Source organism: Acinetobacter lwoffii, from assembly GCF_024129715.1.
Lineage (GTDB): Bacteria > Pseudomonadota > Gammaproteobacteria > Pseudomonadales > Moraxellaceae > Acinetobacter > Acinetobacter lwoffii_U.
On record NZ_JAMXXM010000015.1, the window covers coordinates 1 to 13,060 of the forward strand.

General features: G+C 42.1%; 10 protein-coding genes. 6 read left to right on the forward strand and 4 right to left on the reverse strand.

Going from position 1 to position 13,060, the window contains the following annotated elements; genetic code table 11:
• On the reverse strand, nt 1-679 hold a 679-nt coding region (locus NI462_RS10145), incomplete at its 3' end, for an NAD(P)/FAD-dependent oxidoreductase (RefSeq protein ID WP_253160501.1).
• 225 nt (nt 680-904) lie between these two features.
• Nucleotides 905-1,741: an IclR family transcriptional regulator gene (locus NI462_RS10150; protein WP_253160503.1), complete on the reverse strand. Its 837-nt coding sequence runs from the start codon at nt 1,739-1,741 to the stop codon at nt 905-907.
• A gap of 504 nt (nt 1,742-2,245) precedes the next feature.
• On the opposite strand from NI462_RS10150, the gene NI462_RS10155 reads away from it, so the two are divergent.
• The 6 genes from NI462_RS10155 (at nt 2,246) to NI462_RS10180 (ending at nt 10,371) form a co-directional block, all read left to right on the forward strand.
• The gene (locus tag NI462_RS10155; RefSeq protein WP_004280318.1) at nt 2,246-3,400 is read left to right on the forward strand and encodes an acyl-CoA dehydrogenase family protein; all 1,155 of its coding nucleotides are present in this window, start codon (nt 2,246-2,248) and stop codon (nt 3,398-3,400) included.
• A gap of 31 nt (nt 3,401-3,431) precedes the next feature.
• Nucleotides 3,432-4,631: an acyl-CoA dehydrogenase gene (locus NI462_RS10160; RefSeq protein WP_005096909.1), complete on the forward strand. Its 1,200-nt coding sequence runs from the start codon at nt 3,432-3,434 to the stop codon at nt 4,629-4,631.
• Nucleotides 4,632-4,885: 254 nt separating this feature from the next.
• Nucleotides 4,886-6,166 (forward strand): MFS transporter, encoded by a 1,281-nt coding sequence (locus NI462_RS10165; RefSeq protein WP_114542580.1) that lies wholly within the window; start codon nt 4,886-4,888, stop codon nt 6,164-6,166.
• 40 nt (nt 6,167-6,206) lie between these two features.
• A complete protein-coding gene (locus NI462_RS10170; protein WP_005266386.1) occupies nt 6,207-6,878 on the forward strand; it encodes a 3-oxoacid CoA-transferase subunit A in 672 nt (223 codons plus the stop codon).
• The gene (locus NI462_RS10175; protein ID WP_005266387.1) at nt 6,878-7,537 is read left to right on the forward strand and encodes a 3-oxoacid CoA-transferase subunit B; all 660 of its coding nucleotides are present in this window, start codon (nt 6,878-6,880) and stop codon (nt 7,535-7,537) included. The genes NI462_RS10170 and NI462_RS10175 overlap by 1 nt, the downstream gene beginning before the upstream one ends.
• A gap of 254 nt (nt 7,538-7,791) precedes the next feature.
• Complete coding sequence (locus tag NI462_RS10180) at nt 7,792-10,371, forward strand: bifunctional diguanylate cyclase/phosphodiesterase (RefSeq protein ID WP_005266388.1); 2,580 nt, start codon at nt 7,792-7,794, stop codon at nt 10,369-10,371.
• A gap of 172 nt (nt 10,372-10,543) precedes the next feature.
• Here NI462_RS10180 and NI462_RS10185 read toward each other — a convergent pair whose 3' ends face one another.
• On the reverse strand, nt 10,544-11,743 hold the full coding sequence (locus NI462_RS10185; RefSeq protein WP_253160505.1) for an MFS transporter: 1,200 nt from the start codon (nt 11,741-11,743) through the stop codon (nt 10,544-10,546).
• 17 nt (nt 11,744-11,760) lie between these two features.
• A complete protein-coding gene (locus NI462_RS10190; protein ID WP_004646966.1) occupies nt 11,761-13,026 on the reverse strand; it encodes a DcaP family trimeric outer membrane transporter in 1,266 nt (421 codons plus the stop codon).
• Nucleotides 13,027-13,060: the final 34 nt, after the last annotated feature.

The following is a 13,060-nucleotide window of genomic DNA, read 5'->3' on the forward strand; positions in this document are numbered from 1 at the left end:
CGATTTCCCAAAGCTCTTTAATGCCGATACCGTAGTGTTGCGGATCAGCGTCCTTGTCCAGGTTGAACTTCTGGATCAGACGTTTACCTAAATGACCACGGCAGCCTTCAGCAAAAATCGTGTATTTGGCATGCAGTTCATAACCCGGGGTAAAGTTATGCGTTGGTTCGCCATCTTTACCAATGCCCATGTCACCGGTTTGGATGCCTTTGACTGTGCCATCGGCATAATACAGAATTTCCGAGGCTGCAAAGCCTGGGAAGATCGACACTTCCAGTTCTTCAGCTTTCTGGCCTAACCAGCGCACCACGTTGCCAAGCGAGATGACATAGTTGCCATCGTTATGCATGGTTTTAGGCACCATCCAGTGCGGTGCTTCCTGTGATTTTTCATCTGACAGCAGGAAGAAGGTTTTATCTTCGGTCACCGGGACATTCAGCGGGGCGCCCTGTTCTTTCCAGTCGGGGAACAGCTCGTTCATGGCACGTGGTTCAAGCACAGCACCAGACAGAATATGTGCACCGACTTCGGAGCCTTTTTCTACGACACAAACGGACAAATCGTTTAAGTTGTTTTCAATTGCAAGTTGACGGATTTTGATCGCAGCAGAAAGACCCGCAGGGCCTGCGCCTACGATGACGACGTCAAACTCCATCGATTCTCTTGTTATATCTTCCATAATATAAAATCCAATTTCGCTATACGATATTTATAGCATTATCTAAATCGGTTATGAAGCTTATTTTTGATCTTTTTATTTGAAATAGGACTTTATCTTTTTTAAATCTTATCTATTTCGCAGCATTAAAAAGGTTTGCTGAGAATTCTGGATAAAGGAAGAAGATGTGTAGATTGGGTATTCAATAAAAAGAGCGACTTAATGTCGCTCTGATAATTAATTTTTTTATATGTTATTGAGATTCATTGCAATATTATTCACCATGTGAATCAGACGCGGTCCAATTTCATTTTCCAGTTTTTCCTGATTTAACAGATAACTTGGGGCACCACAGTTAAACGTTAATATCCCATGTTTGGGGTGAACCAACGGAACTGCCACGGAATTCACATCTTTTGCCCAGTCACCTAAAGACAGACAATAGCCATAATCATGATAATCACGGATTGCACGTTCCAGATTACGCTTGATGGTTGGCCATTGATCTTCGTTTCTTTTCTTGATCGCGTCAAATAAATATTCGCGTTCCTTTACATCCATCGCTGCCAGACAGGCACGTCCCATGGCACTACTATGAATCGGTAAAGTCGAACCGACAGGGCGGCGCATAGTCAGTGTCGATTCTGTATGTACTACTTCCAGATAAATCATGCTGAGACGGTCACGGGTAGCCATTGCCACAGGGGCTTGGGAATAGCGTGACATTTCTTCCATAAATGGATAGGCCTGAGTACGTGCAGAAATATTACTCAAAGCTGCATAGCCTAAAGCCAATACCCCAACATCCAGTAGATATTTCGTGGTATTCGGCAGTTGTTTTAAATAACCTAAAGAAACCAGAGTGCTGGTAATACGCGCTACAGTCGGCTTAGGCAAGTTGGTTAATTGTGCAATTTCCTGATTGCCAAGTAATTGATTGGTCGCTGAAAAGCAACGCAAGATTTCCAATCCACGCGCAATAGATGCAATAAATTGAGGATTATTTTCTCTATGAATATGTGAAATCGGATCTAAACGGATTTCATCAAAGTTGGGAATTTCACCAGTTTTATTTTTTGTCATGGTCAGGGCAATTAAAGTTAAATTAATGAATATGATAGCAACATAATTTCACGATACAAAATAAAACACTTCTACAAAAGATAAAATATAGGAAAAAGTGCCGAAATTATTTGTAGTCGAAAAGAATCCTGTTACCCAAGTTTAAAGACGATAAAAAAATCATCTAGTTTTTTAGGTTTAATACGTAGCCAACACATTTAAGAAGTTTCGATTTCTCCGAAAGAGTCAGTGATCGATAAGTATTACAGCAAGAAAAAAAGGTTTAATCATCTATTCAAAAAAACTGATAAATAAACAATCATTCATCAAAATATTTCGTATGGTGAAATTAAATCTTAAACATAAATCAACTGGAATACCAGAAAAATTTCATTTTTTAGTTAAAACATAAAATTTTTAATAATTTCACTTGCTCAAAATGATTTTATATGATTATTTATTTCGTAATACGAAACAAAAATAAGGGTAAAGGAATTTACCTAAATTATATCCATGGAGATTCATATGATTCGTGATCCGGAAATGCTAGACCAACTTCTGTCAACGATTCGCGATTTTGTAAAAAATGAACTGGTGCCTCTTGAGCATGAAGTAGAAGAGAACAATGCCATTCCTGAACATATTGTGGAACAGATGAAAGAGCTGGGCTTGTTTGGCCTGACGATTCCAGAAGAATATGGTGGTTTAGGCATTACCATGGAAGAAGAAATTCTGGTCGCGATGGAGTTAGGTCATACATCGGCTGCCTTCCGCTCTTTAATTGGTACTAACAACGGCATTGGCTCAAGTGGCATCATTATCGACGGTACAGAAGAACAAAAACAGAAATATTTACCGCGTTATGCAACGGGCGAAATTATTGGTTCATTCTGTTTGACCGAACCGGATTCAGGCTCAGACGCTGCTGCTTTAAAAACCAGTGCAGTCAAAGACGGCGATTATTATATTTTAAACGGAACTAAACGCTTCATCACCAATGCGCCACGCGCCACGACATTTACCGTGATGGCACGTACCAATCAAGAGATTAAAGGTGCTAGTGGTATTTCAGCATTTTTAGTTGAAGCAGGCACACCTGGTTTAAGCCTAGGTAAAATTGACAAGAAAATGGGCCAACATGGTTCCTATACCTGTGATGTAATTTTTGATAACTGTAAAGTGCATAAAGATCAACTGATTGGCGGTGTAGAAGGGATCGGCTTTAAAACAGCTATGCGTGTGCTGGATAAGGGCCGTCTGCACATTGCCGGTTATAGCGTCGGCATGGCAGAGCGTATGCTGGAAGACGCACTTAACTATGCAGTGGAACGCAAACAGTTTGGTCAGCCCATTGCGAATTTCCAGCTGATCCAGGGTATGTTGGCAGACTCCAAAGCCGAGATTTATGCAGCCAAATGTATGGTGCTGGATGCTGCGCGTCTACGTGATGCTGGCCAAAATGTTACGACTGAAGCCTCTTGTGCCAAAATGTTTGCAACTGAAATGTGTGGTCGAGTTGCTGATCGCTGTTTGCAGATTCATGGTGGAGCGGGTTATATCAGTGAATATTCAATTGAACGTTTCTACCGTGATGTGCGTCTGTTCCGTTTATATGAAGGAACCACACAAATCCAGCAAATTATTATTGCACGTGAAATGATTAAACAAGCAACCGCCTAATCTCATAATTTTAAAATAAGGAAATATTAAAATGACGACAAAAATTAGATTTGATTGGCAAGACCCGTTTTTAATCGAACAGCAACTGACATCAGAAGAGCGCATGATTCGCGATGCAGCGGCAGCGTACTGTCAAGACAAACTGATGCCGCGTGTACTGGAACAGTTCCGTCATGAAAAAACCGATCCGGCTATTTTCCGTGAAATGGGAGAACTGGGTTTACTCGGTCCAACCATTCCGGAACAGTACGGCGGTGCAGGTTTAAATTATGTCAGTTATGGTCTGATTGCTCGTGAAGTTGAACGTGTCGATTCAGGTTACCGTTCAATGGCCAGCGTACAAAGCTCTCTGGTGATGGTACCCATTAATGAATTTGGTTCTGAAGAGCAAAAGCAGAAGTATTTACCAAAATTAGCAACCGGTGAATATATTGGTTGCTTCGGCTTGACCGAGCCGGATCATGGTTCGGATCCGGGCAGCATGATTACCCGTGCCAAAAAAGTCGAGGGTGGTTACCGTTTAACTGGCGCAAAAATGTGGATTACCAACAGCCCGATTGCTGATGTATTTGTAGTTTGGGCTAAAGAAGTTTCTGCCGAAGGTAATGTCGGTGACATTCGTGGCTTTATTCTAGAAAAAGGCTGGGAAGGGCTTTCTGCTCCAGCGATTCACGGTAAAGTGGGTCTACGTGCCTCAATCACCGGTGAAATTGTAATGGATAACGTCTTTGTTCCAGAAGAAAATGCATTTCCGGAAGTTCGCGGTTTAAAAGGGCCTTTTACCTGCTTGAATAGTGCACGTTACGGGATTGCCTGGGGTGCCATGGGAGCTGCAGAGTTCTGCTGGCATACCGCACATCAATACACCATGGACCGTAAACAGTTTGGTCGACCACTCGCTGCGAATCAGCTGATCCAGAAGAAACTGGCAGATATGCAAACTGAAATTGCACTCGGTTTGCAGGTGGCTTTACGTTTTGGCCGCATGAAGGATGAAGGCATTGCTTCAGTTGAAGGTACATCACTGATCAAGCGCAACAACTGCGGCAAGGCACTGGATATTGCCCGTTTGGCCCGTGACATGATGGGTGGAAATGGCATTAGCGATGAATTCGGTGTAGCCCGTCATCTGGTTAATCTGGAAGTGGTAAATACCTATGAAGGTACCCATGATGTACATGCCCTGATTTTAGGTCGTGCACAAACCGGAATTGCAGCCTTTTGCAACTAAACCTGACATCAACTTCTAGCCAGCATTGCTGGCTAGATTGTTTTACGGGTTTAAGAATTGTGCTTAATCACATCATTCAATGTATTGCTACGTGATTTCTGCAGAGAAAATTTATCAAGAACTTTGAAAATCATTTTATACCACCTTGCTAAAGCGTGGTAATGATCAGCGAATATTCTATATTTCACCTAAATAATTAAGTGAAATATGCGTTTTAAAAAGGCACAGGAGTGCCGAAAAGTAGAAAGAGCATTATGGATACGATCAATTCACAACAACACCCAGTGGAAGGTGGAAACGAACCCAAGCAAAGAGTCTGGATTCTGGCCTTTATTTTCTCATTTTTAGCATTATTGGTTGATGGTGCTGATATTGCGTTATTAGCCTACAGTCTGACCAGTCTGAAACAAGAGTTTTCATTAAGTAATATGCAGGCCGGTGCCTTAGGGAGCTGGACGCTTGCAGGCATGGCTATCGGCGGTTTTTTTGGTGGCTGGGCTTGTGACCGTTTTGGCCGGGTTCGTGTGATCGTCATTGCCATTGCATTATTTTCTTCATTAACCTTCTGGTTAGGATTCGTAGAAAGTTATGATCAGTTCAAATGGCTGCGCTTTACGTCTGCGATTGGACTAGGTGCTCTATATATTGCCTGTAACACACTCATGGCAGAGTATGTACCCACCAAATATCGCTCTACAGTATTGGCAACGCTTATGACTGGCTGGACTTTAGGCTCGGTGGTCGCAACTGTTCTGGCTGGATGGCTATTGCCTGAATTTGGCTGGCGATACCTCTATTATATTGCCATTATTCCAATTGTACTGGCCTTCGCGATGTACTTCTTGGTGCCTGAGCCGAAAGCCTGGTTAGATGCGCGTAAAGCACGCCTGGATGCAAAAGCCAGTGGTATTCTGCAGGAAAAACCAAAAAATACTTTTAAAATGATTTTTGAAGATGCACTTAGCCGTCGCATGTTTATCCTCTGGTCCTTCAGTACCGCATTTTTACAGTTTGGCTATTATGGGGTCAGCAACTGGCTACCGGCGTATTTAGAGACTGATCTGGGAATCAAGTTTAAAGAAATGACCATGTATATGATCGGGACTTTCCTGATCATGATGTGTACCAAAGTTATTGCTGGTTTTATCGCTGACCGGATTGGCCGTCGTGCGGTATTTGCTTTCGGCACTATGGGTACTGCAATTTTTATCCCTGTGATTGTCTTTGGTAATACGCCGGATAATATCCTCTGGCTGATGTTATTTTTCGGTTTTCTCTATGGTATTCCATACGGTATTAATGCGACTTACATGACAGAAAGCTTCTCCACCAAAGTGCGTGGAACAGCAGTGGGTGGGGCATATAACGTAGGCCGACTGGGTGCGGTGTTTGCACCTCTTACCATTGGCTATTTTGCTCAAGGAGGCTCAATTGGTACCGGCTTACTGATTATGGGCATTGCCTATTTTCTTTGCGGCCTGATACCCGCTTTCTTTATTAAAGACCGCTTATTTGATCCACAAAAGGCAGATTAATCTGCACTCGTAATATAGATAGAACATGCTAGGAAGCAATATGATGAATAAAATCACGCAGGATATCGAGACGGTACTTAAGCAAATTCCTGATGGTGCACACATTATGACCAGTGGTTTTGGCCTGGCAGGTCAGCCGATAGAATTAATCGAAGCATTAATTGACTTTGGTCCTAGAGACTTAACCATTATTAACAACAATGCAGCTTCTGGAGATCGTGGTCTAACCAATCTGCTGTTGTCTGGACTGGTTAAAAAAATGATCTGTTCATTTCCACGAGCCAATAACTCAACCGTCTTTGAAGATCTGTATAAAGCCGGAAAAGTTGAGCTGGAACTGGTGCCACAAGGCAATCTGGCCTGCCGTATTCAGGCAGCCGGTGCAGGCTTAGGAGCTGTTTTTACTCCAACCGGTTTTGGTACCAAAATTGCTGAAGGTAAAGAAACCCGAAATATTAATGGAAAAGACTATGTGCTGGAATATCCGATTCATGCAGATTATGCCTTTGTGTATGCCAATCAGGCAGACCGTTGGGGCAACTTAACCTACCGTAAGGCAGCGCGTAATTTTGGTCCGATCATGGCCAAAGCCGCAAAAACTACCATTGCACAAGTCCATCAAGTTGTGGAACTGGGGGAGCTTGATCCAGAGATCATCGTAACGCCAGGGATTTTTGTACAGCATGTGGTCAAAGTTGGAGATATTAAATAATGAATATTCAAAAACGTACACGTGAACAGATTGTGGCCAAAGTTGCACAAGACATTCCAACTGGCTCTTTTGTAAATTTGGGTATTGGTTTGCCGACACGCGTAGCTGGTTATTTAAAACCTGAACAAGGAGTAATTCTGCACTCGGAAAATGGCGTTTTAGGTTTTGCTGCATTGAGTGATCCCGAACAGGCAGATGATGACCTGATTAACGCCGGTAAAGAACTCGTAAGCATGTTGCAAGGTGGCAGTTTTATGAATTCTGCGGACTCTTTCGATATCATGCGAGGCGGGCATCTGGATATCTGTATCATGGGTGCTTTTCAGGTGGCTATTAATGGTGATCTGGCGAACTGGCATACCGGTAATGCTGATGCTGTACCTGCTGTAGGCGGTGCAATGGATCTGGCAGTGGGTGCTCGATGTGTCTATGTTTGCATGGAACATGTGACCAAAAACGGTGAAGCAAAAATTGTTGAAGAACTGAGTTATCCTCTAACAGGTAAACATTGTGTCAACCGTATTTATACTGATTTGTGTGTGATTGAATTAAAAGACCGACAAGCTCAGGTTATTGAAATAGTGGATGGCTTAAGCTTTGAAGAATTACAACAGCAGACAGGCTGTAAATTAGTGGACAGTCGTCAACAAGCAGCCTAAAAATAAGTCCGCAATATTCTGATTAAGTAAAAGTATAGTTTTAGATCACAGCTTCGGCTGTGATTTTTAAATTTTAGAATTATTATCAAATACACGTAATATTGACCGTATTTCCGTATTTCCGTATTTCCGTATTTCCGTATTTCCGTATTTCCGTATTTCCGTATTTTAAAGATATAAATACAAACTTTTGCTAATGATTATTTTAATAATAAGTCTAAAATGTTAACAAGCTAAGGAAGGTGATAGTCTGAATGAATAATAATTGTGATGATCAAGAAATTTTTCATATTTTTAATCTGATTGGTCGCCATACTGAACTTAAGCCTATCCTCGATGTCATTAGCCAGTGGCTTGAATCGCGCATTCCAGATGCGCTTGTCACCATTATGCTCTATCAGGATGACACCCAAACTTTAAATGTTATAAGTGGCAAACAGCACTTTTCAAAAGAGTACTGTAATGCTATTCAAGATTTGAAAATTGGGCCAAATCAAGGATCGTGTGGCGTAGCTGCTTTCTTACGTCAGTTGGTCATTAGTCCAAATCTAATGAAAGACCCAAACTGGCAGCCTTACCGTGCTTTGGTAAACGCAGAAAAATTGTCTAGCTGCTGGTCTATGCCGATTATTAATGCTTCAGATATTTTGTACGGAACGTTTGCCACTTATTATCGAACACCGAAAATACCGACTGAACATCATATTCAGCTTTTACAGCAAGCGGCAAAATTAGTTGCTCTCGCAATTGAGCTTGATCAGGAACGTCAAAAAAGACATGAGCTTAATGAAAAATACAGCTCATTTTATACCTATCATCCAGATATCATTTTTGAACTTGACCTGCAGGGACATGTGCTTAATACCAATATTGCTTGCGAAGAAATTACAGGTTTTTCTAAAGCACAAATTCATGGTCAGCACTATTGTGCCTTCATACCGCCCGAATTCCATGAACTTGCGAATGTTTCATTTTCAGAAGCGGCGCAAGGTAAATCTCAACATTATGAACTTCCAATTTATAATGTTGCAGGCGATATCTTATGGCTGGATCTGACCAATTTACCGATTATTCAAAATCAGAACGTTACCGGTATTATTGGCATTGCCCGAGATATTACTGTATCGCGTAAAAACAAGGAGTCTCTACGATTATTAAAACGTGGAGTAGAGGCCAGTCCGAATAGCCTTTTTATTACAGATGTCTCTGAAGAAAGGTTAATGGTGTATGTGAATCCAGCTTTTCTAAAGCTCACCGGTTATACAGCAGCAGAAGTATTAGGACAAAGCTGTTTTTTCTTACAGGGTCCAGATACTGATCCGGATCAGATTGCATTACTCAAGCAAGCGGTCAAAGAACAAAAAGAAATTCAGGTGACTATAAAAAGTTACTGTAAAGATGGCAGCTGGTTCTGGAATCGTTTAACTATAGGTCCTATTTTTGACCAGACAGGAATCTGCACCCATTTTTTAGGAATTCAGGAAGATATTACCCAGCAACGTATTCACGAAGAATATATTCAGCATCAGCATACTCATGATCATTTAACCGGTTTACCGAACCAGCATGCATTCAAAAAAATTCTGGAAAATATTTTTGAAGCACAGCACGAGAGCTCACAACCATTAGTCTTGCTGTATATAGATCTGGACGACTTTAAAAATATCAACGATAGCTTGGGTCATCTGGTGGGTGACCAGATTCTCAAAAGTGTGGGCGAGCGGCTGCAAAAATTTGTTCAAGGCAATAATGTGCTATGCCGCTTCGCTGAAGATGAATTCATTTTGCTGCTCTCAGGGACAGATGAGCACACTGAAGTCGAGGTGATTGCTGGAGAAATTCTTGATCTTCTTTCCATGCTGTTTATCGTCGATCAGTACAAAATACATTTAAGTGCCAGCATTGGTATTGTGGCAGATGACAGTTCGATTCATCATTCTTCTGAATTGATTTATCAGTCTGTTTTGGCGATGCAGGAAGCCAAAAGACAAGGTCGTAATATGTGGCAGTGGTATGAAAAAACCAGAATGCAGCCTGTCGCAGAAATAGACTATACCAATCTGCGTCTGGAACTCATGGAAGCGATCAATCAAGAAAATTTTGACCTGTTCTATCAGCCGCTGGTTCATCCTGAAACTGGACTGGTAACAGGTGTAGAAGCTTTAATCCGCTGGTGCCATCCGCAGCAGGGTTATATTTCCCCAGCGATTTTTATTCCACTTGCAGAAAGAACTGGGCAAATTATTAGTGTAGGTCAATGGGTATTGGAAAAGGCCTGTTTAGATATTGCCGAGTGGAACAAGACACACAATAGCCAGATCACGGTATCGGTGAATATTTCTCCTTTGCAATTCCGTAGAGCAGGCTTTTTGCAGGTGCTTGAACATGCACTTGAACTCAGTCAATTACCGCCGGAATTACTTAAAATTGAAATCACGGAAGGTGTCATCATTAATGGTGCAGATCGAACCATAGAAATTTTGAAAGCAGTGCGTGCTTTAGGTGTACAGGTCGCCATTGATGACTTTGGCACAGGTTATTCGAGTCTCAGTTATCTGCGTCGCTTGCCGATTAATCAAATCAAGTTAGACCGTAGTTTTATTGAAGAGCTGACCCTCGATGGTCAGGATGCTGCAATTGTGCAATCGATTATTCATCTAGCCCATCAGCTGGATCTGGAAGTTGTCGCGGAAGGGGTCGAAACCGTAAGTCAAGCCAGTTTACTCTATCAACAGGGTTGTGATCTGCTACAAGGCTTCTTTTATGCAAAACCTGCACCTTTAACTGAATTGAAGCCTGTTTATCTCGCAATGGAAAATAGTAAATTGAATTAACTCTAAAAGTTAAGATATCAATATTTTCAACCGCTCTTCAGATAGAAAGACAATGATAAACAGGCTTAAAGAATTTTTCTATTTTATCAGCGTATCATCTCTATAATTTATGCTCGGTACAGAAAGCGGGATAAAAAAATAAGCTTTTAACCCCAAAGGTTTTTAACAGTATCTAAGGCTCAGGCTGAATATTGGCTAAATTTCTTTCTTGGTTTAAATCATAATAGTTAATCAAAAAGATCAACACGGCAAAAATAAAACCTAAAATGACGCAGGCAGACCAGCCATAGCTTTTCCATAAATGCAGCGATAAAAATGCACCCAGACCGGCACCTGAAAAATAACAGGTCATATAGATGGCATTAATCCGCGAGCGAGCCTGCATTGAAATTCGATAGACCAGATTCTGGTTCAAGACATGCAAACAGGAAATTCCAAAATAAGCCAGAATTAAGCCCAAGATATAAATCCATAAATAATTCTGGGCAAAGAATAAAGGAATCCAGGCCAGAATCAGTCCGCACGTAGCCAGATGCGCAATCCATTTTTCCCGATGCCTGCCAATCATTTTACCGGTCCACTGAGAGGACCAGATGCCGACCACCCCCACAATGCCCATGAGGCCAATCTGGAAATCATTAAAATGATAAGGTGCTTCAGCCAGAATAAAAGTCATGGTAGTAAAGATAATACTCAGCATGCCAAAACCCAAACCTCCGATCATACTACGCCGGATCAGCATGGGTTCTGTGCGTGCAAAGGTAAATAGTGAGCGATAAATTTGCAATATATTCATCTGCAACTGGCTCTTAGCGCTTGGTAACTGGAACCACATGGCCAGACTCAGCAGAAGAATTGCACAACCACTAAATAAGTACACCGCATGCCAGGACCATAAAGTAGAAATCAGTCCGGCCACGGTACGGGCAAACAGAATGCCGACCAGAACACCACTCATGAGTAGGCCAACGACTTCGGCACTTTTATCACGTTGCGACAGGCTGGCGGCAAAAGGAATCAGAATCTGGGTGGTGATCGAACAAAAAGAGGCGAGCAGGGTAAAGCCATACAACATATGCAGATTGGTACTGGCTGAAAGCCCAATAAGCGCCAATCCGGTACAGAACATCAAACTGCAAATGTACAGCCGTTTTTCGAATAAATCCCCCAAGGGGACAAATAAAAATAACCCGGTGGCATAGCCAATCTGGGTCAGTACTACAGTCCAGCCAGACTGCCCTACACTGATCTGCAGATCCTCTGCAATAGAATAAATCAAGGGCTGGTTAAAATAGTTACAACCTGCGCAGAGTGCGCAGGTCATTGCCATCATGAACATGAAACGGCGTGAAATTTGCCCTTGGGCTGACATCCTTGTCTCCTGAGGCTTTAAAAACTATAGTTGGCAGAGAGGTTGATACGCGAAATATCTGCTTCCTTATTGTCAAAGGTTTCACGCTTGCCATGATGATATTCTGCACCCAAATTAATCTTTGGAACAGGAGAATAGATCACGTTAGCCACATAGTCGGTTAAGCGCTTATTGGTTTCCGGATTGGCTTTGGCATAATCGCTAGAATCATCAAAATCAACCACGCTGGCATTAATACTACTACGTAGTTTCGGCGTAAATTTATGCGTGAAGCCAATATTTATACTATTGAACTCATTCAATAAAAGTTCATTATTGATTGGATCGACTGAATAATCGCCACCCCAGGCAGCACCATCGGTTGTTGAACCTTGAGTCAAGAAAGCTGCAATACGCTGATCACCGACCATATGGAAATAGTTCCCCTGAATTGAGTTTTGATCATCTAAACGGTAACGTCCACCAACGCCCACACCCCAGCCAACTTTTTCAATATCACCTGTATCTGTTTGCGCTTGCTTTTGATTGACAAAGCCTTGAGCTAATAAATGAAGAGGGCCTGATTGATGAACATATTTAGTGCTTAAGGCAGGTAAGGCAGAAGAACGATCGCCACCGGCCATGTACTCCAGACCGACATTCCAGGTATTTTCCGGATCAAGTTTGAAAGCATAGCTCACCTGAGGTGTACGTAAGACTGATCCACCCAGGAACAAGCTGTAGTCGACAGCTTCAGTGCTAATCTCTGGTGTTGACATCAATGACCAGGCCTGACCAAACGTCCAGTTATAGTATTTTAAGTGTGCATGACGGATACGTAATCCACCATCGCCTTTACCATTGTTGGTCCAGAAGTCGGCTTCTAAACGAGCAGAAACATTCGGATTGCCTCCTAGATCTTTGGCCAGGAAACCAATCCGGCTGGCAGCCGCAGTAAAATCGGAACGTACAGAATCCGGTTCAGTAAAAGGTACTTTATTAATCTGGTTAATGGTACGGCCACGGGCTTCAGTAGTACTTTTGAAATCGACTGCACCATCAAAGCGGATCAAGCCATAAACATCGACATTATCTACCATTGAACTCAGCGTTTTAGAGTCTTGCGCTTTGGCTTGTTCCTGCTGGTTCTTTAATGCAAGTTGCGCGGCTTTTTGTTGTTCTAGTTCTGCCTGGATTTGCTTTAACTGTGACTCAAGAAATTGCATACGGTCTTCAGAAGCTTCTGCTGAAAATGCCTGTGCTGAAGCAATACCACATAATGTCGCTAAAACTAATTTTTTCATTTCTTAATCCCTAAAGAAATTTTTAATCCTGAAT

Coding starts and splice junctions, on each gene's coding strand:
- NI462_RS10150 (WP_253160503.1), bottom strand. CDS start 1,741: ATGACAAAAAATAAAACTGGTGAAATTCCCAACTTTGATGAAATCCGT.
- NI462_RS10155 (WP_004280318.1), top strand. CDS start 2,246: ATGATTCGTGATCCGGAAATGCTAGACCAACTTCTGTCAACGATTCGC.
- NI462_RS10160 (WP_005096909.1), top strand. CDS start 3,432: ATGACGACAAAAATTAGATTTGATTGGCAAGACCCGTTTTTAATCGAA.
- NI462_RS10165 (WP_114542580.1), top strand. CDS start 4,886: ATGGATACGATCAATTCACAACAACACCCAGTGGAAGGTGGAAACGAA.
- NI462_RS10170 (WP_005266386.1), top strand. CDS start 6,207: ATGATGAATAAAATCACGCAGGATATCGAGACGGTACTTAAGCAAATT.
- NI462_RS10175 (WP_005266387.1), top strand. CDS start 6,878: ATGAATATTCAAAAACGTACACGTGAACAGATTGTGGCCAAAGTTGCA.
- NI462_RS10180 (WP_005266388.1), top strand. CDS start 7,792: ATGAATAATAATTGTGATGATCAAGAAATTTTTCATATTTTTAATCTG.
- NI462_RS10185 (WP_253160505.1), bottom strand. CDS start 11,743: ATGTCAGCCCAAGGGCAAATTTCACGCCGTTTCATGTTCATGATGGCA.
- NI462_RS10190 (WP_004646966.1), bottom strand. CDS start 13,026: ATGAAAAAATTAGTTTTAGCGACATTATGTGGTATTGCTTCAGCACAG.